The organism is Micromonospora sp. NPDC023888 (genome assembly GCF_040639415.1).
GTDB lineage: Bacteria > Actinomycetota > Actinomycetes > Mycobacteriales > Micromonosporaceae > Micromonospora.
In genome coordinates this window covers 31,941-55,167 of record NZ_JBEZZW010000001.1, presented here as the reverse complement: position 1 = coordinate 55,167, position 23,227 = coordinate 31,941, and the positions used below count along the sequence as shown (strand labels likewise).

Genomic DNA, 23,227 nt, shown 5'->3' with positions numbered 1-23,227 from the left:
CGCAGTTGGTGAACCTTGCTCCACCAGGCTGGCGAGCGCCCGGAGCGCAGCACAGAGATCGCACGTGTGCCGAACAGCCGCGCCGTGTCCGGGGTGGTCACGAGGGGTGTTCGGGCCCGTTCGGTAGTGGCCGGCAGGCGAACCGACAGTACTTTCCGGACCGGCCGGGCCTGCCAGAACCGGCCTGCTAGGCCGCCGACCCCTCATGCGTCGCGCCGGCGGACGGTCGGAGATCACCCGGGCCGCCGACCAGGTAGTAGCCGACCAGCAGGAGATACGCGCAGAGGCTGAGGATGGGGTCGATGAAGACGACGGCGAACGCGACCAGGTAGAGCAGGGGCTTGAGCAGCACCCGATGGGCGATGGCACGGGCCAGCCGGGGATCCAGGTCGGGGTGCAGCAGCCCGCGCCGGCGTGCCCACCACCAGCTCAGGTTGACGAAGATCGACTCACCGAGCACCGTGCCGACGTAGAGCGCGGCGGTCAGCCGCTGCTCGGTCACGCCACCGCGCAGGTTGTCCGACAGCAGGTCGGCGGTGAACGGGATCGTGGCGATGAAGAGCAACACGCCCAGGTTGAACACCAGCAGCATCTGATCGACCCGGGCCACGTACCGCCACAGGTTGTGGTGCGCGAGCCAGACCTGACCGGCGATCGCGAAGGTGATGACGTACGCCAGGTAGGAGGGCCACGCGTGGGCCAGGGCGTCCGGAAGCTCTCGTCCGCTCTCCCTGGCAGGGCCGGTCTGGAGCAGCTCGACGGCCATCACCGTCAGTACGACCGCGAAGACGCCGTCGCTGAACGTCTCCACCCGGGCGGCGTCCCGGGCCTTCTCCCGGCCGCGCCCGTACCGGTACTCGTTCTCCCGCGCGCCCACGCCCGCCCCCTCCCGCCGCCCCTCCCCCGCGATCTTGCGCTTTCTGTCGCCGCTCTGGGGCCATTGCCCCGCTTTGCTTCAACAGGAAGTGCAAGATCGTGGGCGAGGGCGGGCGGGGCGCCGGGGGCTAGCTCAGGGCTTCGCCGGCTGGGGCGGGGGTTTCCGCGTCCACCCGGTGGGCGCGGACCTTGTGGCCGACGCTGGTCAGGCACCGGCCGGAGGGCAGGTCGAAGCGCCAGCCGTGCAACTGGCAGGTGAGCTGGTCACCCTCGACGATGCCGAAGCGGGTCAGGTCCGCCTTCAGGTGCGGGCAGCGCCGCTGCACCACCCAGTCGCCAAGCGTGATGTCCTCGGCGTCGGTGCTGCGCTCGTGCTCGTCGTACCAGCCCTCGGCGTACTGGAGTCGCTCCTCGGAGAGGCACTTGAAGAACGCGTAGACGAACTCGTTGTACTGGCCGATCCGGGCCGCCGAGAACCGGCAGGACAGGAAGAGCGAATTGACCCAGTCCACCTCGTCGATGAAGAGCAAATGCTCGATCAGCGACCGCTCGGTACGGAACCGGTAGCGGACCTTCTCGTCGGCGTACGGCCGGACCTCCTTGCCCGGGAAGTCCACCACGATCGACTCGACGCTCTCACCGTCGTAGCCGACCAGGTCGAAGCGGACGGGACCGCCCACGCCCTTGGCCAGGTAGATCGACTCGTCGAGCAGCGGCTCGATCCGACGCTTCATCTCGCCGAGCACGTCCACCTCGGGGTGCCGCCAGGACGCCTTCTCCGCCTCGATGATCGGGCGCTTGCGCTCCCGCATCTCCTCCAGGTGGGCGACCTTGTTCGCGAAGAACTCCTCGACCGGCACCGGGTGGGTGGTGCTCGCGCCCTCGGTGGTGACCTCGGCGACGCTGCCCGGCAGCAGCACGATGCCGTTGGTGCCGCCGACCTTCGCGTACTCCGACAGGAAGACCGACTGGTCGGGGAAGATGTTGCCCTCGTCGCCGTGGATGTCGTTGAACTGCCACAGCGCGTCGTCGAGGAAGCACGGCGGGCCGGCGATCGGGAAGACGTGGTCGGCCTTCAGGTCGTCGATGTAACGCCAGGTCCGGTCGAACTGCCGGTCACGCTTCTGCTTGCCGAACGCGGTCTTCGCCGCCTGCGGCAACTCGTAGACCATCGGGTACCAGATCGCCCCGGAGAACTGGAGCAGGTGCGCGTGCACGTGACCCAACTCGGCGAAGACGCTCAGGTCCGTCGGGCGGGCGTCGTTCTGGTTGAGCAGCCGCACCCCGTCGTACTCCACCCACAGCGACGAGTCACCGATCGGCCCGTCGGTCGGGCTTGTCAACGCCTGAATCATGATCTTCAGACCGCCGGGCAGCTCCACCACCTGCTCGTTGGGGGTCTTCAGGAACTTCGTGAAGCCCAGCGCCCGGAACTCGTCCTCCATCTCCGAGGTGGGGAACTCGGGGAGCAGGACGGTGGCGTCCTTGGAGACGAAATCTCGCAGGTGCTTCGCGTCGAAGTGGTCCCGGTGCAGGTGGGAGACGTACAGATAGTCGACCTGGCCCAGGCTGTCCCAGTCGAGCAGGGAATTGTCCGGGAACGGGAACCACGACGCGAAGTAGGCCGGATTGACCCACGGGTCGCACAGGATGCTGCCCGCGGCCGTGTCGATCCGCATGCTGGCGTGCCCGGTTCCGGTCACTCGCACCGCACAGTCCCCCTCAAACAGACAATCAGGTGTACGCCAAACGCTACCGGAGCCAGTCTGACCGCCGCCCCGCGACGCCGGTAGTGCCGTTCGACCCGGCCGGGAAAGGGCTCCAACGATCTACTCACCGCCGGCGTCGGAGGCGTCCAGCTCCGCCGTGTTGGCGCGGCCGCGCACCCCCGGTCCCCCTCGCGGGTCATGCCGTCCCCTCTACTGGTCGGACCCTGCGCCGGGGCCGGCACGAGGCGTGCCAGACTAACCAAAGATCCGATCGCGAGGGAAGGACCGACAGTGGCAGGAAGCGAGCCGGTAACGTCGCCAGACCAGCACAAGCCCGGGCACCGCAAGGCCGGGCAGATCGGCGCCGTGCTCTCCGCACTGGCGCTGCTGGCGATGATCTGCGGCAACCACGAGGGCAAGGTCGAGGACATCTGGCTGGCCGGCCTGGCCGCACTGCTGCTGATCATCGTGATCGGCGACGTCGTGCTGCGGCGCAACGGTCTGCGTTCCTGACCCGACCCGCACCGGACGACAACGCCGAGGGCCCGCCCCCACCCGGGGGACGGGCCCTCGTCCGTACGCGTCGGGGTCAGCGCCCGAAGAGGATGTCCTGCACGTCCTTGAGCGCGGCGTCGACCTCAGCCTCGAAGTAGCCACCGGGCACCAGGCCGAACCGGAGCGTGTCCAGATCCTTCGGGTCGACAGGCATCGGGTTGCGGCGCTGCATGCCGCCGAGCAGGGTGTCGAAGAACCGGTCCACCTGGTCGGGGTCGTACCCGCTGCCGAACCGGCGCACCTGGAAGCTCCGCCGGATCTGGTCGACCCGGTAGAGATCGCTGCCGGGCGGGCCAGCCATCGGGGGGCCACCCATCGGAGGGCCACCCATCGGCGGACCGGCGACGGCGGGCGGACCGGCCATCGGCGGCCCACCGATGCCCTGCTGCGGCAGCGGAGGCGGACCGGCGGGACCCCGGCGCATGTCGCGCAGGTCCCGCTCCGGCATCCGGATCTCAGCGGTCATGTCGGTGCGGCCGTGCCGTCCAGCCTCGAAACCGTCGAAGCGTGGCTCCTCCGGGGGATAGCCGCCGGGCGCACGCTGGTCGTCCGGACCGTACCCGCCCGGAGAGCGGTGATCGTCCGGACCGTACCCGCCGGGAGAGCGCTGGTCATCCGGGTACCCGCTAGGCGCACGCTGGTCGTCCGGGCCGTACCCGCCGGGCGCACGCTGGTCGTCGGGGCCGTAACCACTGGGGCCGGCGGGCAGGCTGCGCGGCGGAACACCGTGGCCCGCCATCGGGCCGGGACCCATCGGGCCGCCCGGGCCCATCGGGCCGGGACCGGCCGGGCCTCGCGGCGCGTCGTAGCCGCCCCGGGGGGCGTCGTACCCACCGGTGAAGGCACCTGTCGGCTCGTCGTAGCGGCCGTAGCGATCGGCGGGCGGACCGGCCTGCGCGGGCATCGGCCGGGGCGGCATCGGCTGCGGCATCATGCCCCGGTCATCGCGCATCGGTGGCCCCATGCGGTCCGGTGGACCCATCCGGTCACCCATTCGGGGGTCGCCACCGCGACCGGCGCTGGTGCGCTCCTCAAGTTCGGCCAACTGCCGCTCGACCCGGTCCAGGTGCAGGTCGACCTGCCACTCGTCGTAGCCGTTGAAGCGGACCCGGAAGACGACGTCGTGGACCTCCTGGGAGGCCACCGGAGCGCCGACCTGTCGGCCGTCGAGCGTCGCCTCGACCCGGTCGAGGAAGGCATCCACCTCGTCGACCTTGTATCCCCGGCGGAGCGCCTTGCGCCGGAAACGCTGACCCTGACTCGCCACTATGTCTCCTGGTCTCGTTCGCCACGCCCGGTCACGCCGGTGCCTCTCCGGCGCGGTCGGTGAAGGTGTCGTTGTCCTCGGCGGCGGCGAGCTGACCACACGCGCCGTCGATCTCGCGACCTCGGGTGTCCCGTACGGTGGTGGACACCCCGGCGTCGCGCAACCGACGGACGAACTCCCGCTCGACCGGCTTCGGGCTCGCGTCCCAGCGGCTGCCCGGCGTCGGATTGAGTGGAATGAGGTTCACGTGGGTCAATTTGCCGGCCAGCAGCCGCCCGAGGAGGTCGGCTCGCCACGGCTGGTCGTTCACGTCCTTGATCATCGCGTACTCGATCGACACGCGACGGCCCGTCCGGGCGGCGTAGTCCCACGCTGCGTCCAGCACCTCAGCTACCTTCCAGCGCTGGTTCACCGGCACGAGTTCGTCGCGCAGATCATCATCGGGGGCGTGCAACGACAGCGCAAGGGTCACTGAGAGGTCTTCGCTGGCCAGTCGGTGGATGGCCGGGACCAGGCCGACCGTGGAAACGGTGATGTGCCGCTGGGACAGGCCGAGCCCCTCCGGAGCTGGGCTGACCAGGCGGCGGATGGCCGCCACGACCCGGTTGTAGTTGGCCAGCGGCTCGCCCATGCCCATGAACACGACGTGTGACAGCCGCGGCGGGGAGCCGGCCACGGCACCGGAGGCCGCCACGCCGGCCAGATACACCGCCTGGTCGACGATCTCGGCGGTGGACAGGTTGCGGGTCAGCCCGGCCTGGCCGGTCGCGCAGAACGGGCACGCCATCCCGCAGCCCGCCTGGCTGGAGATGCAGACCGTCACCCGGTCCGGATAGCCCATCAGCACGCTCTCCACGAGCGCACCGTCGTGCAGCTTCCAGAGCGCCTTGCGGGTCGCGCCGTCGTCGCAGGCCAACTCACGCACCGGAGTGAGCAGCGTGGGCAGCAGTTGCTCGGACAACCGCTGCCGGGTCGCCGCGGGCAGGTCGGTCATCGCCTGCGGGTCCCGGACCAGCCGCCCGAAGTAGTGGTTCGAAACCTGCTTGGCGCGGAATGCCGGCTCACCCAACTCGGTCACCAGCGCCTGGCGGCCGGCCAGGTCCAGATCGGCGAGGTGTCGTGGCGGCATGGAGGCCCGGCGCGCGGCGGAGGCGTCCGAGAGGGCGGGGATCAACGGCAGGCTCGTCATGGCTGGTCCAGTGTGTCACGCCCTCGACGGCAACCGCCGGTCCGGAGGTGCCGAACGGGCCGCGACCGCCGGAGCCGGATGACCAGGACGCCGTGATTCATACCTCAGTTCACCACCGGCACGAAGATCGCCAGCAGCAGGTAGGCCGTCGGCACCGCGAACAGGATCGAGTCCAGTCGGTCCATCAGGCCGCCGTGGCCGGGCAGCAGGTTGCTCATGTCCTTCACACCGAGATCCCGCTTGATCATCGACTCGGCCAGGTCGCCGAGGACCGCCGCGCAGGAGACGGCCACCCCGAACAGGGCACCCCACCAGGGCGCCAGGTCGAACATCAGCCACAGCAGCAACGCGCTACCCAGGGCCGCGGCGGTGACCGAACCGGCGAAACCCTCCCAGGACTTCTTCGGGCTGATCGACGGCGCCATCGGATGACGACCGAACGAGACGCCGGCCGCGTACCCGCCGGTGTCGGAGAGGACCACCGCGATCAGGGTCGCCAGGATCCGCATCCAACCGTCGTCGGGGGCCGCCGCGAGCAGCGCCGCGAAACCGGCGAGGAACGGCACGTAGACGGCGATCAGGGTGGCCGCTGTGACATCCCGCTGGAAGCCGGCCGGGCCGTCACCCAACCGCCAGATCATGGTGCCGAGCACGGTGACCAGCAGCCCCAGGCTGAGCGCGTCCGGGCCGGCGAACCAGGCCAGACCCACGGTCAGCACACCACCGGCGATCAACGGCACCAGCGGCGGGTGCGCGCCACTGCGGCGGACCGCCCGGGCCATCTCCCAGCTTCCAACGGCGACGGCGGCGGCGATCACCGGCAGGAACGCCAACGGGTAGACGATCAGCGGCACCACGATCAGCGCACCGAGGCCGAGCCCCACACCGATCGCCGCCGGCAGGTTGCGGCCGGCCCGCCCGTTGCCCGCCTGCTGGGTGGCCGGTCGGTCGGGGGTGGCCCGCCGTCGACCCTTCGTCCGTCGGCCGCCCGGCGGCTCCGGCTCGGTCTCCGGCGTCAGGTCCTCGTCGGGCAGGATCTCGGCCCCGATGGGCGCGAGCTGCGCGGTCGGGTAATCAGCGTCGTCGTCGTAGCGGACCGGCCCACCATGGTCATCGAGGTGCGGCGCGGCGTCACGGTCGTCGTAACGCTGGCCGGCCCCGGGCTCGGCGTAACGTGGCGAAGCGTCACCCGCTGGCGGGCGGTCGCCGTAGCGGCCGGGGCGACCCCGGTCGTCGAAACGGTCGGGATGGTTCCGGTCGTCCTCGAAGCGGTCCCGGTCGTCGAAACGGTCGCGCCGGTCCCGGTCCTCGAAACGGTCCCGGTCGTCCGGGCGGACCGCCCGACCGCGCTCGTCGTACGGGTCTGCCGGGTACGGCTCGGCGTACGGGCGGGTGCGTGGCTCGGCGTACACCTCGGGCCCGGCGGCCGGACGGCGACTCCGCTGGCCCGCCTCAAGCTCCTGCTCGGGCCAGGGCAGGGCCACCGGGCGCTCGGGCCGGTCCCAGCCGCGCGGGTCGTCGGTGTAGGGGTCGGGGTGGGACATCACGCACCGCGACACGGCACGAGTACCACCACATGACGCAAGACCACAAGCATCCCCTACACGCGCGCGACTGTGTTCCTCCGGCTCGACCGCCCCGACGGTCGGTCGATTCCCGGTGTGCACCGCCGGGTGGCCGGGAATCCTGCCGAGCCTACTGCACCCGCCGGCGGGGCGAGGCGGACGATGGCGCCCTGACCGTCGGAGCCCCTCCGGGGTCGCGGTGGGCGAGATCCGGCGGGTCGCCGCGCTACCGCGACGGCGGTCGCCGGCCGGCGGGCACGAGGATCGCAACCGTCGCCCTGACGAACGCCGTCGGGACATCGACGGCTATCCGACCAAGCATCCGGGCGAACAGGGGATGACCCACGCCGCCGATCGATGGTCGGCTGTCGTGTGCCGGCTTCCGCCGGCGGCTCACACCACATCAGCGGGGAAGGAGCGCTCGTGCGAAGAGTCAGCCTGGCGGTGTTGACGGTTGCCGCCCTCGTCCTGGCGGTGGCCTCACCGGCCACCGCGGCGACGCGGACGGCCAGCATCAGGATCGACCACCGCGCCGGCGAGATCTACCTGTACGACGGGAGCCCCGACGGCACCGGGCCGGCGTACCCGGCCACGACCGCCCGGGGGGAGGTGCGCAACTGCCCGGCCGGCGTGTACTTCCTGTCGGCGTCACTGACCCAGGACGGCCTGCCGACCTACTGGGCCACCAGCGGCCTCGGCGCCGGCGAGATCGTCTGCGACGGCGGCACCGCCAGCATCTCGATGGGTTTCTACCGGGGTGACCCGGTACTACACCCGGGTCGGGCCACCGTGCGCTTCGAGCTGCACGACGCGTACGTCGGAACGACCCTGACCGAGACGACCCGTACCGTCCGGATCCCCCGGTAGACGGCACGAGGCCCGCTCCCAGAACCGGGATCGGGCCTCACGTCGACTGCACACCCGGCGGACGCCGGTCGGTCCTCAGACCTCGAGCAGCTCGGTTTCCTTGTGCTTGACCAGGTCGTCGATGTTGGCCACGTAGCGCTGGGTCAGGTCGTCGAGTTCCTTCTCGGCACGGCGACCGTCGTCCTCGCCGGCCTCGCCGTCCTTGACGATCCGGTCCAGCTCCTCCTTGCCACGGCGGCGGACGTTGCGGATCGCCACCTTGGCTTCCTCGCCCTTGTGCCGGGCCACCTTGATCATGTCGCGGCGGCGTTCCTCGGTCATCTGCGGGAGCAGGATGCGCAACTGGTTGCCCTCGTTGTTCGGGTTCACCCCGAGGTCCGAGTCGCGGATCGCCTTCTCCATCGCATTGATCTGCGAGTTGTCGTACGGCTTGATGATGGCCATCCGCGGCTCGGGAACCGCGATGGACGCCATCTGGGTCAGCGGAGTGGGCGTGCCGTAGTAGTCGATGATGACCTTGGAGAACATGGCGGCGTTGGCGCGACCGGTACGGATGGCGCCGAACTCCTCCTTGGCGTGCTCAACCGCACGCTCCATCTTTTCCTCGGCCTCGAGGAGGGTGTCGTCGATCACCGGTCTCCTCGCCTCCTTCTGTGCTCGTGGTGGGCTCTGCTGAAAGTCGTCAGGGCCGCCGCTGCCGTCGCCGTCGGCGGGGCTCAGGCGGTGATCAGGGTGCCGATCTTGTCGCCACCCACCGCGCGGATGATGGTGTCGTCACCCTGCGCGCCGAAGACCAGCATCGGCAGGCCGTTCTCCATGCAGAGGCTGAACGCCGCCGCGTCGGCAACCCGCAGGTTGCGGCGCAGCGCCTCGGAGAAGGTGATCGAGTCGAGCTTGCTGGCGGTGGGATCGATCCGCGGGTCGGCGGTGTACACGCCGTCCACGCCGTTCTTGCTCATCAGCACCACGTCGGCCCGGATCTCCAGAGCCCGCTGGGCGGCCACCGTGTCGGTGGAGAAGTACGGCATCCCCGCGCCCGCGCCGAAGATGACCACACGGCCCTTCTCCAGGTGCCGGATCGCCCGCAGCGGGATGTACGGCTCGGCGACCTGGGCCATGGTGATGGCGCTCTGCACCCGGGTCTCGATGCCTTCCTTCTCCAGGAAGTCCTGCAACGCGAGGCAGTTCATCACGGTGCCGAGCATGCCCATGTAGTCGGCGCGGGCCCGGTCCATCCCGCGCTTCTGCAGCTCCGCGCCGCGGAAGAAGTTGCCGCCGCCGACCACCACGGAGACCTGCACGCCGCGGCGGACCACTGTGGCGATCTGCCGGGCGATGGCCTGGACGACGTCCGGGTCGACGCCGATCGCGCCGCCACCGAACACCTCACCGGAGAGCTTCAGCACCACCCGGCGGGCGCGCCCCGGCGGCGGTGCCGTCGGATCGTCCATCGCCAGCGTCCGGTCACTCACAACCTGCGTCATCCGCCCCGCCCTTCCCCACGCGCACGCCCCGTGCGGCGCGTACCGCGAACCTGCCGCTGCCGACCCTATGTGACGAGGAGGCCGCGGTGCCTGTCACGTACACCGGCGGCCTCCTCGTTGACGTCTTCTGCCCACGGGCGCACGTGGCGCCCGATGGCGGCTCAGGCCTGGCCGACCTCGAACCGCACGAAGCGGGTGACCTCGATGCCGGCCTCGGCCAGCAACTGCTTCACCGACTTCTTGTTGTCGGCGACGGACGCCTGCTCGATCAGGACGAAGTCCTTGAAGAAGGAGTTCACCCGACCCTCGATGATCTTCGGCAGGGCCGCCTCGGGCTTGTTCTCCTCGCGGGCGGTCTGCTCGGCGATGCGCCGCTCGGACTCGACGACCTCGGCCGGAACCTCGTCCCGGGTGAGGTACTTCGGCCGCATCGCGGCGATCTGCATGGCCACGCCACGGGCGTCGGCGTCACCCGCCTCGTCGCTCTTGCCGGTGTACGACACCAGCACACCAACGGCCGGCGGCAGGTCCTGGGCCTTGCGGTGCAGGTAGACGGCGGTGGTGCCCTCGACCCGGGCGAACCGGTTGAGCACCAGCTTCTCGCCGATCTTGGCGGACTGCTCCTGGATCAGGTCCGCGACGACCTTGCCGTCGAGCTCGGTGGCGAGCAGCTCCTCGGCGCTGTTCACGCCGGCGCGCTCGCCGTGCTCGACCAACTGCTGAGCCAGCGCGATGAACGACTCGGTCTTGGCGACGAAGTCGGTCTCGCAGTTGAGCTCCAGCAGCGCCTTGCCGGAGTGGGCGACCAGGCCGTTGGCGGCCGTACGGCCGGCCCGCTTGCCAACGTCCTTGGCGCCCTTGACGCGCAGGATCTCGACGGCCTTGTCGAAGTCGCCCTCGGCCTCGGTCAGCGCCTTCTTGCTGTCCATCATGCCGGCGCCGGTGAGGTCGCGGAGCTTCTTGACGTCCGCGGCGGTGATTTGGGACATGGCTCTCTCTTCGGTGTTGAGACGGCGTGTGGATGGTCAGAGGTGCCGGTTACCCGGATCCGGGCGAATCGTGCCCGGCGTACCGCCGCTGCCCGCCGTCCGCGAAAACGGACGGCGGGGCAGCGACGGTGCGATCACTCCGCGGTCGCGGCCGCCGGCTGCTCGGTGGCGGCCTGCGCCGGCTGCTCCGGGCTGGCCGGCTGCTCGGCGGCGGCAGCGGCGGGCTGCTCGGCCGGGGCGGCCGACTCGTCGGCCTTCTTCGGCTCCAGCAGCTCGCGCTCCCACTCGGTCAGCGGCTCGTCGCTCGCGACACCCTCGGGCTTCTCGTCGTTGCCCCGGCGGCGGCCGGAACGCGCGATCAGACCATCCGCGACGGCGGCGGCGACGACCTTGGTCAGCAGCTCGGCCGAGCGGATCGCGTCGTCGTTGCCCGGGATCGGGAAGTCGACCTCGTCCGGGTCACAGTTGGTGTCCAGCACCGCGATCACCGGGATGCCCAGCTTGCGGGCCTCGTCGACGGCGATGTGCTCCTTCTTGGTGTCGACGATCCAGACCGCGGCGGGAAGCTTCTGCATGTCCCGCAGACCACCGAGGGTGCGGGTCAGCTTGATCTTCTCGCGGGAGAGCTGCAGGGTCTCCTTCTTGGTGTAACCGGCGGCGGTGCCGCTGAGGTCACCCAGACCCTCCAGCTCCTTCATCCGCTGGAGCCGCTTGTACACCGTCTGGAAGTTGGTGAGCATGCCGCCGAGCCAACGGTGGTTGACGTACGGCTGGCCGACCCGGGTCGCCTGCTCGGCGATCGCTTCCTGGGCCTGCTTCTTGGTGCCGACGAACAGGATGCTGCCACCCTCGGCGACGGTCCCACGCACGAACTCGTACGCCTTCTCGATGTACTCGAGGGTCTGGCGCAGGTCGATGATGTAGATGCCGTTGCGCTCGGTCATGATGAAGCGCTTCATCTTCGGGTTCCAGCGCCGGGTCTGGTGCCCGAAGTGGACACCGCTCTCCAGCAGCTGGCGCATGGTCACGACGGCCATGGTGGGGGTACTCCTCAAGATCCCTGGTTGTCACGCCCGGCCGGTGGCCGGGCGTCCTGGCGCCTGGTCGCCGACCCATGGTGGACCCGACCAAGATCGGGACCAGGGAGGCCGTCGCTCCACGACGATTCGTGAAGAGGGCGCGCGAGGTCGACCGCACGAGGCGGTCGCCAATTGGCAAGTGTACGCCCCTCACCCGTCCAGCCGCCCCGGGGTGCGGAGCCAGGCCACGGCGATCGGCGCGGCGCCCCACGGCGACCGCGGTGATCAACTCGCGTTCCTGAAAACCGTCGCTTCCCGCCGACCCGGACACCGCGATTTCCTGAAAACCGAGTCGACCATGACCCGGCGGGCGGGTTCGCGGCCGGGGAGCCGGGTCGCGACCATGACCCGGCGGGCGGGTTCGCGGCCGGGGGGCCGGGTCGCGACGGAGTCGGCCGTGGGTCAGCCAGCCGCGAGTGCGGCGGCGAGGAAGAGCACCAGACCGACGGTCAGGTAGGCAGTGGGCGGGCGCAACCAGCCCCGACCACCGTCGGCGAGCGCCAGACCTCCGGTTCGCAGCCCGTAGAGGCCGGTCGCGAAGATCGGCAGCCCGGCGACCAGGGCGATACCCACCACCACGTTCCCGGCGTCCACCGGATCGCCGGTCACGCCCGCCAGCAGCACCCGCAGCGCGGGGATCTCGAAGATCAGCACGAGCAGCGCGAAGAGCACGGCCAGCACCGGCCGGCGGGTCCGGTAGACACCGTCGGCCACCGGGGCGTACGACGGCGGCTCCGCGGTGGGCAGGTCGGGGCGAGGGCCGATCCCCGGCATCGGGCCGGTCGGCATCTCCAGGGGGTTCGGCGTGTCGCCGGCCCGGGCCGGCTCGATGATCGGATAGCCGGCGAGCGGGGCGGGACGGGCCTGATCGGCGAACACACCGCCCGGCGTGACGGCCGTCGACGGAGTGTCACGGGCGGCCTCCGGCGCGGGACCGCTCAGCGGGGACCCGGTAGCGGCCGACTCCCGGGCGGCCCGCCGACCTGGCAACTCACCGGAGATCTCCGACGGGTCCCGATCCGCCCTCCGCGAGCGGGTCGCCCGGTATCCGTCGGTCTCCGGACGTCCGTCCCCCAGCGGGTCGACCGCGCCAAACCGCCCGGAGTCGGGCTCAGGCGCACCAAACCGTCCGTCCCCCACCGGGTCGACCGCACCAAACCGCCCGGAATCGGGCTCGGGCGTACCGAATCGAACCGGCTGCGGGGCACCCACGGCGCTGAAGCGACCCGATTCCGGTTCGGGCGTACCGCCGAAACGGCCCGGATCCACCGCACTCAGCCGAGCGGGGTCCGACTCGGGCGTACCGCCGAAGCGACCCGCGTCGACCGCGCCGAAGCGGCCGGAGTCTGGTTCCCGGCGTCGGCCGACACCGGTGTCCTCGACGGAGCGGCCCTCGTCGGTGCCACGCTGCTCGGGGACCTCACTGTCCCGGTAGCGCGGTTCGCCGGTGCCGCGCCACTCCGACTCGCCGTAACCGGGACCCCGCTCGTCGGGGTACCAGCGTGACTCCTGATCTTCCGGAAAGCTCCGTCGTCCGTCCACGTCAGGCACCGTATGCGACCGGCTGCGCCCGCGCCATTTCACCCCGCCCGGGTTGCGCCGGCCGCCGGTCGGGGCGCGGTAGCACAGCGCGGGCATGATCGTCCGGTTGTCCACAGGGCGCCCGTTGTCCACAGCCGGGCCACCGCCGGGCTAGCCGCGCCGGTACCCGGGCGGGCACGGTTCCGGGCATGACGAAGCGGAACCAGGCGGTCGGCGCGTACGGCGAGCGGTGCGCCGCCCGGCACCTGACCGAGGCCGGTCTGCGCCCGATCGCCCGAAACTGGCGCTGCCCGGCCGGGGAGATCGACATCATCGCGTGGGACGGGCCGGTGCTCGCCTTCTGCGAGGTGAAGACCCGCCGGGGCGACGACTTCGGCACCCCCGCCGAGGCGGTCGTGCCGGCCAAGGCCCGCCGGCTGCGAGGGCTCGCCGCGCGCTGGCTGACCGAGACCGGCACGACCGCCGACGAGGTGCGGTTCGACGTGCTGTCGGTGCGGCTGCCCGACGCCGGTCCGGCGCGGGTCGACCACCTCAAGGGCGCGTTCTGAGATGCCGCACTCGCAAGGATCGGTGACGGCGCCGTGAGCTACGCGAAGGTGCTCTGCGTCGGGCTGGTCGGGGTCACCGGCCACCTGGTCGAGGTGGAGGCCGACCTGGCCGCCGGCCTGCCGGCTGTGGTGATCTCCGGCCTGCCGGACACCGCCCTGCACGAGGCCCGCGACCGCGTCCGCGCGGCCGTGGTCAACTCCGGCCAGCGCTGGCCCAACCGTCGGATCACCCTCAACCTGCTGCCCGCGACGCTGCCGAAGTTCGGCTCGGCCTTCGATCTGGCCATCGCCGCGGCTCTCCTGGGCGGCTCGGGTGAGCTGCCGCTGCTCCCCCTGGAGGGGGTGGTGGTCCTCGGCGAGTTGGGGTTGGACGGCACGGTCCGGCCGGTACGCGGCGTGCTCCCGATGGTCGCCGCCGCGGCCCAGGCCGGCGTCGGGCGGGTGATCGTCCCGGTCGGCAACGCCGCCGAGGCGGCGGTCATCCCCGGGGTACGGGTGCGAGCGGTGGACTCCCTGCACCGGCTGGTCGCGTTCGTGCGGGACGGCGCCCCGCTCATCGAGCCGCCGGAGGCCACCCCGACACCTGTCGTCGACGGACCGGATCTCGCCGACGTCGCCGGACAACAGATGGGTAGGCGCGCGTTGGAGGTCGCCGCGGCGGGCGGGCACCACGTGGCGCTGCTCGGGCCCCCGGGCGCCGGCAAGACGATGCTCGCCGAGCGACTGCCGTCGATCCTGCCCGAGCTGGACGACGACGCGGCGCTGGAGGTCACCGCCCTGCATTCGGTCGCCGGGCTGCTGCCGCCGGGTGGTCGGTTGCTGCGTCGCCCACCGTTCCAGGCGCCGCACCACACCGCGACCGTGGCGTCGCTTGTCGGTGGCGGCTCCGGGCTGGCCCGACCCGGCGCGGTGTCGCTGGCGCATCGCGGCGTGCTCTTCCTCGACGAGGCCCCCGAGTTCAGCAAGGGCGCGTTGGAGGCGCTGCGCCAACCGCTGGAAGACGGCCGCATCCAGCTCAGTCGCAGCGGGGGCGGCACTGTCTATCCGGCCCGCACCCAGTTGGTCCTGGCCGCCAATCCATGCCCTTGTGCAAAACCGGCAGGCGACGCGCACTGTGAGTGCACCCCGCTGGCCCGCCGCCGCTATCTGGGCCGGCTCTCCGGGCCACTGCTCGACCGGATCGACGTACAGGTGCGGTTGATGCCGGTGCGGGCGGCGGAGTTGATGGCACCCGACGGCGGCGTCGAGCCCTCGGCGACGGTCGCCGCCCGGGTGTCGGCCGCCCGGCAGGCGGCGGCCACCCGCTGGGCCGGCCTCGGCCGGCGGCTGAACGCCGAGGTGGAAGGCCCGCACCTACGTCGACCGCCGTGGCGGCTGCCCGCCCGGGTCACCGCCGAGCTGCGTGGCCGGCTCGACTCGGGCTCGCTGTCGGCGCGCGGCTTCGACCGGGTGATCCGGATGGCCTGGACCATCGCTGACCTGGACGGTCGGGACCGACCAGACCTGGACGACGTCCGGGAGGCGCTTCAACTACGGACGGGAGAGACGACGTGAGCGCCGATGACGAACGCAGGCTTGCCCGGGTCGCACTGACCTGGCTGGCTGAACCGGGCACCCGCGTGGTGCACCAACTTGTCGAACGGCTCGGCCCGGTGGCGACCCTGGACCTGCTGCTCGACGGCGGCAGCCCGGACGGCTGGCTGCACACCACGGTGGCCGCCCGCTCGGCGGCCGGCGATGCCCGCGCGGTGGCGGCCGAGGCGCTGGAGCGGGCGGACCGGCTCGGTGCCCGCCTGGTCACACCTGACGACGAGGAGTGGCCGGCACGGGTGGCGGGCCTGTCCACGCTGCGCCTGCCGGACGTCACCCGCCGGGTGGACGGTGAGACCGCCCCACCGCTCTGCTTCTGGGTACGCGGGGGCTGGCCGCTCGGTGAGGCGCTGGATCGTTCGGTGGCGGTGGTCGGAGCGCGGGCGGCCACCGGCTACGGCCAGCACGTCGCGACCGAGCTGGGATACGGCCTGGCCGAACGGGACTGGACGGTCGTCTCCGGTGGCGCGTTCGGCATCGACGCCGCCGCTCACCGGGGTGCCCTGAACGCGGGCGGCCTGACCGTCGCGGTGCTCGCCTGTGGGTTGGACCGGCCGTATCCGATGGGCAACGCCGCGCTCTTCGACCGGATCGCTGACACCGGGCTGCTGGTCAGCGAGTGGCCGCCGGGCGCCGACCCGTTGCGGCCCCGGTTTCTGATCCGCAACCGGGTGATCGCCGGAGGCACCCTGGGCACCGTTGTGGTCGAGGCGTCGGCGCGCAGTGGTGCGACGCAGACCGCCCGGCGGGCCATCTACACCAATCGGGTGGCCATGGTGGTGCCTGGGCCGGTGACCTCGGCGATGTCCGTCGGCGCGCACGAGCTGCTCCGCGAGTTTCCCAAGGCTCGGCTGGTCACCGGGGTGGCGCACGTGCTCGAGGAGGTGGGACGGATCGGCGCGGACCTGGCCCCGCTGGCGCGCGGCCCGCAGCGTCTCGCCGACGCGCTGGACGACGAAGCGCGGTCACTGCTGGAGGTGTTGCCCCGCCGACGGGCGATGGGCGTGGACCGGCTCGCCGCCCGCGCGGGTGTCGACGTACGGACCGCGCTGCGCAAACTGTCCCTGCTGGAGGAGCTGTCCATGGTGGTCCGTCGAGACGACGGCTACGCCCTCACCCCGCCCGCCAAACCGAAAGGTGCCCGACAGCCAGGGTCGACGAACACCGGTACCGCGCAGCCGCTGACGGGAGACCAACGGCCGTAGGCTGGTGCCGTGCCGGTTGTCAGTACGGGTGTCAGGGCCGATGAGCCGACCAGCAGGCTGGTGCGGCGGCGATGAGCCGGCCCGACCGGGGCACCCGGGCCCTGCACCAGGCGCTGCCGCCAGCGTTGCGCGAGGCGGTCGACGACTTCGCCGAGCACCTGTCCCGGGTGCGTAACCGGTCGGCGCACACCGTCCGCGCGTACGTCACCGATCTCGTCTCGCTGCTCGACCACGCCGTACGGATGGGCTGCGTCGACCTCGCCGACCTGGACCTGTCGGTGTTGCGGAGCTGGTTGGCGCGGCAGCGCACCACCGGTGCGGCCCGCACGTCGTTGGCCCGGCGGGCCGCGTCGGCGCGGGCGTTCAGCGCCTGGGCGCACCGGGCCGGGCTGCTCCCCGCCGACGTGGGGGCCGCGCTGGCCAGCCCTCGGGCGCACCGGGAGCTGCCCGCCGTCCTGCGCGCCGACCAGGCCGCCGCTCTGGTCGAGGCACCGGCCCGACAGACCCCGCGCACGGCCGCACCACGACCGGGCGAGGCACCGGCCGAGCAGGCCCCGCGCACGGCCGCGCCATCGGCCGCACCACGACCGGGCGAGGCACCGGCCGAGCAGGCCCCGCTCGCGACCACGCCACCATCGGGTGCGACAGAGGACACCGCGGCGGAGGACACCGCGACGGAGGCGGTGCCGCTGCGTGACCGGGTGCTCCTGGAGTTGCTCTACGCGACCGGGGTACGGGTCAGCGAGGCCTGCGGGTTGGACGTCGGCGACGTCGACCACGGGAGGCGGGTGATCCGGGTGTTCGGCAAGGGCGGGCGGGAGCGCTCGGTGCCGTACGGGGTGCCCGCCCAACGGGCCCTTGACGACTGGCTGCGCCGGGGGCGCCCGGCACTTGTGGGCAGCCGCTCCGGCGACGCGCTGCTGCTCGGCGCCCGGGGCGGGCGGCTCAACCCGACGACCGCCCGGCAGATCGTCGGCGGCTACGCCGAGGCCGCCGGGCTGCCCCGGACCAGCCCACACGGTCTGCGGCACTCCGCGGCCACCCACCTGCTGGAGGGTGGCGCGGACCTGCGCGCCGTGCAGGAGTTGCTGGGCCACTCGTCGCTGGCCAGCACGCAGATCTACACGCACGTCTCGGTGGAGCGCCTGCGCGCCGCGTACCGCCAGGCCCACCCGCGCGCCTGATCGACCGCCGGAGGCGAACGACCCCGACGGTTACGATCATCAAGTGAGCGTCCCGCAGCCCCCTGAGCCGATCCCGGGCGCCCGCCTGCTCTTCTCGCTCGACCCGGCGGTCAGCCATCTCAACCACGGCTCGTTCGGCGCGGTCCCGATCGCCGTGCAGCGAGCGCAGCAGCGGCTGCGCGACGAGATGGAGGCCAACCCCCTGCGCTTCTTCACCCAGGGGTTGGTCGACCGGATCGCGCACACCCGCCGGCACCTCGCCGGGTTCCTCGGCGCCGACCCGGACGGCAGTGCCCTGGTGGGCAACACCACCACAGGTGTCGCAGTGGTCCTGCAGTCGCTGGGCCTGCAACCCGGCGACGAGGTGCTCAGCACCGACCACGGGTACGGGGCGGTGAGCCTCGCCATCCAACGTGAGTGTCGCCGCACCGGTGCGGTCGGCCGGGTCCTGCCGATCCCGTTGGCCGCCACCGACGAGCAGATCGTGCAGATCATCCGCGCCGGCCTGCGCCCCGGACGGACCCGGCTGCTCGTCGTCGACCAGCTCACCTCGGCCACCGCGAAGCTCTTCCCGGTCGCCGCCATCGTGGGGGCGGCCCGCGAACACGGCGTACCGGTCCTGGTGGACGCCGCACACGCCCCCGGAATGCTCGCCACCCCGGTCAGCGGCATCGGTGCCGACTTCTGGGTAGGCAACCTGCACAAGTGGGCGTACGCCCCACGCGGGACCGCCCTGCTGGCGGTGGCACCGCGCTGGCGGGACCGGATCGAGCCGCTTGTGGTCTCCTGGGAGCAGGAGTCGGGTTTCCCGGCCCGGATCGAGTGGCAGGCGACTCTGGACTACACGTCCTGGTTGGCCGCCCCGGCGGGGCTGTTCACGTTGCGCAGCCTCGGCGTCGACCGGGTGCGGGCGCACAACGCCGCGCTCGCCGCGTACGGCCAGCGGGTGGTGGGGGACGCGCTCGGGGTGCCTCCCGCCCACCTGCCCGACCCCGGCGGGCCGGGGGTGTCTCTGCGCCTCATTCCGTTGCCGGCCGGCCTGGCCGCCACCATCGACGCGGCGCGGGCGTTGCAGACGCGGATCGGTGAGCGCCTCTCCGCCGAGGTGGCGGTGATGAGCTGGAACGGCCGGGGGTGGCTGCGGCTCACCGGTCAGGTCTACAACACCGCCGACGAGTACGAGCGGCTGGCCGTGCGGCTGCCGGCGCTGCTCGCCCAGCGCTGACCTCACGGGCGTCCGCTGCCCCGACCGGGAGCAGTCGCACCGGGCCGAGGCCGAGCAGTGCCAGCGGGTCCAGGTAGTCCGGGCCACGGCGCAGACCCCAGTGCAGGCAGGCGTCGGCCGGGCAACCCGGATGTCCGGGTAGCAGCTCACCCAGTGGCGTGCCGGCGGCGACCGGCTGACCGGGGCGTACCGCCGGTTGAACCGGCTCGTGGGTGGTCCGCAGCCCGTCGGCGTGCCCCACGGTGATCACCGGCCGGCCGGCCACCAGGCCGGCGAAGAGCACGGTGCCCGGCCCGGCGCTGCGGACCACCGCGCCGGCCGGGGCGGCCAGGTCGACACCCCGGTGGCCGGGCAGCCACGGCCGGGGCGGCGGGTCGAACCGGCGCACCGGACGAGGCGGCCCGTCGACCGGCCAGCGGAACCGCCCGGCGGGCGTCGGGTCGGACGCCAGGGCCGCGACCGGCACTGTCGACGCCGGTGGGCGGCGAGGCACCGCCGCGACCAGCACGGCCAGCCCGCAGAGCTGGACGATCAGCGCGAGGGGAAGCGCGGCGCGGAGCGGCAGGGCACGGCGGGTCGAGCCGACACGGGCGGCGGATGGCTGTCGCATGACGGCAGCCTCCGGCCGGAGACGTGCCGTTCGCCAGCCCGGTCGACGGAGCTGTGGACAACCGGGGGCCCTGTGGACGACCACCCAGCGGCTTCGGTGATCTGCTATGCCTGGACGAGCGCGTCTCCTCGCTGGTGAGCCGCTCGGACGTCGCGGCGCCGGCCGGCACGGCGGGGCCGTTTTCCAGCGCTGACGGAGGGCCTAGGCTGGGCCGCGTGCGGCGGGTGCCGCCGTGTGGACCGGGGAGGCCCAGCCATGACCACTGTCGATGACCGGACGCCGACGGTGGCCGACGTGAGCGGCCCGTCCCGGCTCGCGGGGCCGGACGAGGCGATCAGCGCCGAGGAGCTGCAGCTCGCCGCCCGCAACCACGGCATCCCGTTGGAGGCGCTGCGCTACGACGTCACCCCGGCCGGGCTGCACTATCTGCTGATCCACTACGACATTCCGGAGCTGGACGCGGCGACGCACGCGCTCACCATCGGCGGCGTGGTGGACCGGCCGCTGACGGTCACGCTCGCCGAGCTGCGCGAACGGCCGCGGGTCACCCACCGGGTGACGCTTGAGTGTGCCGGCAACGGCCGGGCCCTGCTGCATCCCCGGCCGGTCAGCCAGCCGTGGCTGGTCGAGGCGGTCGGCAACGCCGAGTGGACCGGCACCCCCCTCGCTCCGCTGCTGCGGGAGGCCGGCCTCGGCCCGGACGCGGTGGACGTGGTCTTCACCGGTGCCGACCACGGCGTCGAGCGCGGGATCGAGCAGGACTACCAGCGGGCGCTTCCGGTCGCCGACGCGCTGCGCGACGAGGTGCTGCTGGCGTACGAGATGAACGGCGCTCCCCTGCTGCCGCAGCACGGGGCGCCGCTGCGGCTGATCGTGCCGGGCTGGTACGGCATGGCGCACGTGAAGTGGCTGCACTCCGTCGAGGTCCGGACCGAGCCGTTCGAGGGTTACCAGAACGCGGTCGCCTACCGGGTGCGCACCGACGCCGACGACCCGGGTGTCCCGGTGACCCGGATCGAGCCGCGTGCGCTGGTCCGACCGCCCGGCTTTCCCGACTTCATGTCCCGTCGCCGGGTCGTGCGGGCCGGCGCGTGCACACTGGACGGTCGGGCCTGGTCGGGGCACGCACCGGTGGTCGCCGTGGAGGTCACCACCGACGGTGGGCAGAGCTGGTCGCCGGCCGAGCTGGGCCCGGCGGACGGCGGTGACTTCGCCTGGCGGCGCTGGCGGTACGAGTGGACCGCCACCCCGGGCCGGTACGTGCTGGGTGCGCGGGCGACCGACGCGTCCGGACGGACCCAGCCGGTCGAGCAGCCGTGGAACCGTGGCGGCTTCGCCAACAATCTGGTGCAGCGGGTCGAGGTCGTGGTGCCGGCCGAGTGACCGGCAGGTGCTGCGCCACGGGTGGGGGCCCGCGGCGTGGCCGAGCGCTGTGGCTGCGGTCAGCCGCCGAAGCCGGAGTCGGCGGGCAAGGAGATGTCGGGCTTCTCCAGCTCCTCGACGTTGACGTCCTTGAACGTCATCACTCGGACGTTCTTGACGAAACGGGCAGGACGGTACATGTCCCACACCCAGGCGTCGTGCATCTCGACCTCGAAGTAGACCTCGCCGTCGGAGTTGCGCACGTGCAGGTCAACCTGGTTGGCCAGGTAGAACCGACGCTCCGTCTCCACCACGTACGAGAATTGGCGGACAATGTCGCGGTACTCCCGGTAGAGCTGCAGCTCCATCTCGGTCTCGTACTTCTCGAGATCTTCCGCGCTCATCGCACTCCGCCTTCCATGGCCACATCTTCCCCCACCGACGTCGGAGGCCGAGGCTGCTCGCCCAACGCCACGCCGACGGTACCCCCTGACGCCCCGGAGCGCTCCATCGGCTCTTCCAGCGCGTGGCCGCCGGGCCGTCGGGCGCGCGGCGGCCGTCCGTCGCGGCCGGAGACCGCTGCGACATTGACGTACGAGAACCGGTGCTCCCGGCACGGCCCGTGCTCGCGCAGCGCCGCCGAGTGTTCCGGGGTGATGTAACCCTTGTGCTCGGCGAAGCCGTACGCCGGGAACACCCCGTCCAGCTCCACCATCATCCGGTCCCTGGTGACCTTGGCGAGGACGCTGGCCGCCGCCACGCACGCCGCCACCCGGTCACCCTTCCACACCGCCAGCCCCGGCACGCCCAGGCCGTCCACGCCGAAGCCGTCGGTCAGCACGTACTCCGGTCGGGTGGTGAGTGAGGCGAGCGCCCGGCGCATCGCGGCCAGGTTGCACACGTGCAGCCCCCGGGCGTCGACCTCCTCGGCGGGGATGACCACCACGGCGTACGCGAGCGCGCGGTCCACCACCTCGGCGTACACCCGTTCCCGGCTGGCCGGGGTGAGCAGCTTCGAGTCGGCCAGCCCCTCGATCTCGCCGCGCCGGCCTTCGGGCAGCACAGCGGCGGCGGCGACGAGCGGACCGGCACAGGCGCCCCGGCCCGCCTCGTCGGCACCGGCGACGTGCCGGAAGCCGCGCCGTTGCAGCGCCCGCTCCAGGGCGTACAGGCCGGCCTCGCGGCGCACGACGGTGCGCGGTGGGGTCAGCACGACGCCTCCCTGCGGGCGGTGACGGTCGACTGCCCCAACCGGGTCAGCAGGGCGGGCAGCTCGGCGGGGTAGAAGCGGTCACCGCTGGCCGCCAGGTCGTCGGGAAGCCACCAGCGGTGGCCGGCGATGCTGCGCTGCTCGACGTCGTTGAAGCCGGCCGTGTCCACCTGCCAGGACGGCACCCGGAGGAGGAAGAAATCCTGCACCTGGCGATACCACATGCCGTCGAACGAGAACTCGGTCGTGTCGGACCAGACCGGCTCGCCCAACTCGGCCGGGTCGAGCCGCAACCCGGTCTCCTCGGCCAGCTCTCGGGCCGCGCCCACCGCCGGCGTCTCCCCCGGGTCGAGCCCACCGCCCGGGGTGAACCAGTAGCGGTGCCCTGGTCGAGCCGGGTCGAAGCCCTCGAACAGCAGGACCTTGCCGGCCGCGTCGACGAGCAGCACGCGGGCCGCGCGTCGAGGGGTGTAGACGGTCACCGCCCCAGCCTGCCAGACCGACGGCGGATCGCCCACGCCCCGCCGGTCTACGGCTTGGGAATACCGTCGAACTGATCGGGCACCGTCAGCCAGGTGGCCCGGCTGACCGGCCAGAAGACGGTGAACGCCCGCCCGACCACGTCGTCCTCGGGGATCGTGGCCTCGGTGATGTTCTGCCCGGACTGCTGCCAGTGCTCCAGGGAGTCACCGGAAGCCGAGCGGTGGTCACCCATGACCCACAGCCGCCCCTTCGGCACGGTGATGTCGAACTCCTGGTCGGCCGGCTTGTCGCGGACGCCGTCCAGCGAGAAGATGTACGGCTCGTCCAACGACTTGCCGTTGATCATCAGCCGTTCCTGCGGGTCGCAGCAGACCACGTGGTCACCGGGAATGCCGATCACCCGCTTGATGAAGTCCTCGCCGTCGGGGTTGCCGCTCCACTCGATCGGAGCCTTGAAGACGATCACCTCGCCGCGGTGCGGCGACCGGAAGTCGTAGACCAGTTTGTTGACCAGCACCCGGTCATCGATCTTGAGAGTGTTCTCCATGGACGGGGAGGGGATGAAGAAGGTCTGCAGCACGAAGGCGCGGACCAGCACCGCGACCAGGATCGCCACACCCAGCAGGATCGGCAGCTCCTTCCAGAAGGAGCTGCGCGGCTTGTCGGTCTGCTCGTCAATCACGCCAAG

Annotated in this window: 23 protein-coding genes; 8 read left to right on the top strand and 15 right to left on the bottom strand. The window is 72.1% G+C overall.

What is annotated here, in order from left to right:
• Nucleotides 1-187 precede the first annotated feature (187 nt).
• Nucleotides 188-877 carry a TMEM175 family protein gene (locus tag AB0F61_RS00265; RefSeq protein ID WP_357801559.1) on the bottom strand — a complete coding sequence of 230 codons (690 nt, stop codon included), beginning with the start codon at nt 875-877 and terminating at the stop codon, nt 188-190.
• Nucleotides 878-1,004: 127 nt separating this feature from the next.
• The gene (locus tag AB0F61_RS00260; RefSeq protein WP_357801557.1) at nt 1,005-2,585 is read right to left on the bottom strand and encodes a Rieske 2Fe-2S domain-containing protein; all 1,581 of its coding nucleotides are present in this window, start codon (nt 2,583-2,585) and stop codon (nt 1,005-1,007) included.
• Between the two features lie 291 nt (nt 2,586-2,876).
• Here AB0F61_RS00260 and AB0F61_RS00255 point away from each other — a divergent pair, with 291 nt between their 5' ends.
• Nucleotides 2,877-3,098 carry a DUF2631 domain-containing protein gene (locus AB0F61_RS00255; RefSeq protein ID WP_357801556.1) on the top strand — a complete coding sequence of 74 codons (222 nt, stop codon included), beginning with the start codon at nt 2,877-2,879 and terminating at the stop codon, nt 3,096-3,098.
• 76 nt (nt 3,099-3,174) lie between these two features.
• Here AB0F61_RS00255 and AB0F61_RS00250 read toward each other — a convergent pair whose 3' ends face one another.
• The 3 genes from AB0F61_RS00250 to AB0F61_RS00240 form a co-directional block, all read right to left on the bottom strand.
• Nucleotides 3,175-4,407, bottom strand: coding sequence for a DivIVA domain-containing protein (locus AB0F61_RS00250; protein WP_357801554.1), 1,233 nt, complete (start codon nt 4,405-4,407; stop codon nt 3,175-3,177).
• A gap of 31 nt (nt 4,408-4,438) precedes the next feature.
• Nucleotides 4,439-5,596 carry a 23S rRNA (adenine(2503)-C(2))-methyltransferase RlmN gene (gene rlmN, locus AB0F61_RS00245; RefSeq protein WP_357801552.1) on the bottom strand — a complete coding sequence of 386 codons (1,158 nt, stop codon included), beginning with the start codon at nt 5,594-5,596 and terminating at the stop codon, nt 4,439-4,441.
• 104 nt (nt 5,597-5,700) lie between these two features.
• The gene (locus tag AB0F61_RS00240; protein ID WP_357801550.1) at nt 5,701-7,140 is read right to left on the bottom strand and encodes a phosphatidate cytidylyltransferase; all 1,440 of its coding nucleotides are present in this window, start codon (nt 7,138-7,140) and stop codon (nt 5,701-5,703) included.
• A 444-nt stretch (nt 7,141-7,584) separates the two neighbouring features.
• On the opposite strand from AB0F61_RS00240, the gene AB0F61_RS00235 reads away from it, so the two are divergent.
• On the top strand, nt 7,585-8,028 hold the full coding sequence (locus tag AB0F61_RS00235; RefSeq protein ID WP_357801549.1) for a hypothetical protein: 444 nt from the start codon (nt 7,585-7,587) through the stop codon (nt 8,026-8,028).
• Between the two features lie 75 nt (nt 8,029-8,103).
• Here AB0F61_RS00235 and frr read toward each other — a convergent pair whose 3' ends face one another.
• From frr to AB0F61_RS00210, 5 genes are all read right to left on the bottom strand, one after another.
• A complete protein-coding gene (gene frr, locus AB0F61_RS00230) occupies nt 8,104-8,661 on the bottom strand; it encodes a ribosome recycling factor (RefSeq protein WP_204943784.1) in 558 nt (185 codons plus the stop codon).
• Nucleotides 8,662-8,744: 83 nt separating this feature from the next.
• The gene (gene pyrH, locus AB0F61_RS00225) at nt 8,745-9,512 is read right to left on the bottom strand and encodes a UMP kinase (RefSeq protein WP_238433181.1); all 768 of its coding nucleotides are present in this window, start codon (nt 9,510-9,512) and stop codon (nt 8,745-8,747) included.
• A gap of 161 nt (nt 9,513-9,673) precedes the next feature.
• A complete protein-coding gene (gene tsf / locus AB0F61_RS00220; RefSeq protein ID WP_357801546.1) occupies nt 9,674-10,501 on the bottom strand; it encodes a translation elongation factor Ts in 828 nt (275 codons plus the stop codon).
• Between the two features lie 134 nt (nt 10,502-10,635).
• Nucleotides 10,636-11,538 carry a 30S ribosomal protein S2 gene (gene rpsB / locus AB0F61_RS00215; protein ID WP_357801545.1) on the bottom strand — a complete coding sequence of 301 codons (903 nt, stop codon included), beginning with the start codon at nt 11,536-11,538 and terminating at the stop codon, nt 10,636-10,638.
• 444 nt (nt 11,539-11,982) lie between these two features.
• Nucleotides 11,983-13,122 carry a hypothetical protein gene (locus tag AB0F61_RS00210; protein WP_357801543.1) on the bottom strand — a complete coding sequence of 380 codons (1,140 nt, stop codon included), beginning with the start codon at nt 13,120-13,122 and terminating at the stop codon, nt 11,983-11,985.
• Nucleotides 13,123-13,310: 188 nt separating this feature from the next.
• On the opposite strand from AB0F61_RS00210, the gene AB0F61_RS00205 reads away from it, so the two are divergent.
• From AB0F61_RS00205 to AB0F61_RS00185, 5 genes are all read left to right on the top strand, one after another.
• Nucleotides 13,311-13,670 carry a YraN family protein gene (locus tag AB0F61_RS00205; protein WP_355032957.1) on the top strand — a complete coding sequence of 120 codons (360 nt, stop codon included), beginning with the start codon at nt 13,311-13,313 and terminating at the stop codon, nt 13,668-13,670.
• Between the two features lie 33 nt (nt 13,671-13,703).
• On the top strand, nt 13,704-15,224 hold the full coding sequence (locus AB0F61_RS00200) for a YifB family Mg chelatase-like AAA ATPase (protein WP_357801541.1): 1,521 nt from the start codon (nt 13,704-13,706) through the stop codon (nt 15,222-15,224).
• Nucleotides 15,221-16,465 (top strand): DNA-processing protein DprA, encoded by a 1,245-nt coding sequence (locus AB0F61_RS00195; RefSeq protein ID WP_357801539.1) that lies wholly within the window; start codon nt 15,221-15,223, stop codon nt 16,463-16,465. Before AB0F61_RS00200 ends, AB0F61_RS00195 begins: the two co-directional genes overlap by 4 nt.
• Nucleotides 16,466-16,536: 71 nt before the next feature.
• Entirely contained in the window at nt 16,537-17,649 is a 1,113-nt protein-coding gene (locus tag AB0F61_RS00190; protein WP_357801537.1) for a tyrosine-type recombinase/integrase, read from the top strand.
• Between the two features lie 43 nt (nt 17,650-17,692).
• Nucleotides 17,693-18,874 carry an aminotransferase class V-fold PLP-dependent enzyme gene (locus AB0F61_RS00185; protein ID WP_357801536.1) on the top strand — a complete coding sequence of 394 codons (1,182 nt, stop codon included), beginning with the start codon at nt 17,693-17,695 and terminating at the stop codon, nt 18,872-18,874.
• Here the strand turns inward: AB0F61_RS00185 and AB0F61_RS00180 are convergent.
• Nucleotides 18,795-19,484: a peptidoglycan DD-metalloendopeptidase family protein gene (locus AB0F61_RS00180; RefSeq protein ID WP_357801534.1), complete on the bottom strand. Its 690-nt coding sequence runs from the start codon at nt 19,482-19,484 to the stop codon at nt 18,795-18,797. The two genes, AB0F61_RS00185 and AB0F61_RS00180, sit on opposite strands and share 80 nt — an antisense overlap.
• 255 nt (nt 19,485-19,739) lie before the next feature.
• Between AB0F61_RS00180 and AB0F61_RS00175 the strand changes: the two genes are divergently transcribed.
• Complete coding sequence (locus tag AB0F61_RS00175; RefSeq protein ID WP_357801532.1) at nt 19,740-20,867, top strand: sulfite oxidase; 1,128 nt, start codon at nt 19,740-19,742, stop codon at nt 20,865-20,867.
• Between the two features lie 59 nt (nt 20,868-20,926).
• Here the strand turns inward: AB0F61_RS00175 and AB0F61_RS00170 are convergent, their stop codons facing one another.
• From AB0F61_RS00170 to lepB, 4 genes are read right to left on the bottom strand one after another with little or no spacing between them, the layout of a single operon-like run.
• Nucleotides 20,927-21,250 carry a DUF2469 domain-containing protein gene (locus AB0F61_RS00170; protein ID WP_007075222.1) on the bottom strand — a complete coding sequence of 108 codons (324 nt, stop codon included), beginning with the start codon at nt 21,248-21,250 and terminating at the stop codon, nt 20,927-20,929.
• Nucleotides 21,247-22,059, bottom strand: coding sequence for a ribonuclease HII (locus AB0F61_RS00165; RefSeq protein WP_357801530.1), 813 nt, complete (start codon nt 22,057-22,059; stop codon nt 21,247-21,249). Before AB0F61_RS00165 ends, AB0F61_RS00170 begins: the two co-directional genes overlap by 4 nt.
• Nucleotides 22,053-22,538, bottom strand: coding sequence for an NUDIX domain-containing protein (locus tag AB0F61_RS00160; RefSeq protein ID WP_357801528.1), 486 nt, complete (start codon nt 22,536-22,538; stop codon nt 22,053-22,055). Before AB0F61_RS00160 ends, AB0F61_RS00165 begins: the two co-directional genes overlap by 7 nt.
• A 47-nt stretch (nt 22,539-22,585) precedes the next feature.
• The gene (gene lepB / locus AB0F61_RS00155; RefSeq protein ID WP_357801527.1) at nt 22,586-23,221 is read right to left on the bottom strand and encodes a signal peptidase I; all 636 of its coding nucleotides are present in this window, start codon (nt 23,219-23,221) and stop codon (nt 22,586-22,588) included.
• Nucleotides 23,222-23,227: the final 6 nt, after the last annotated feature.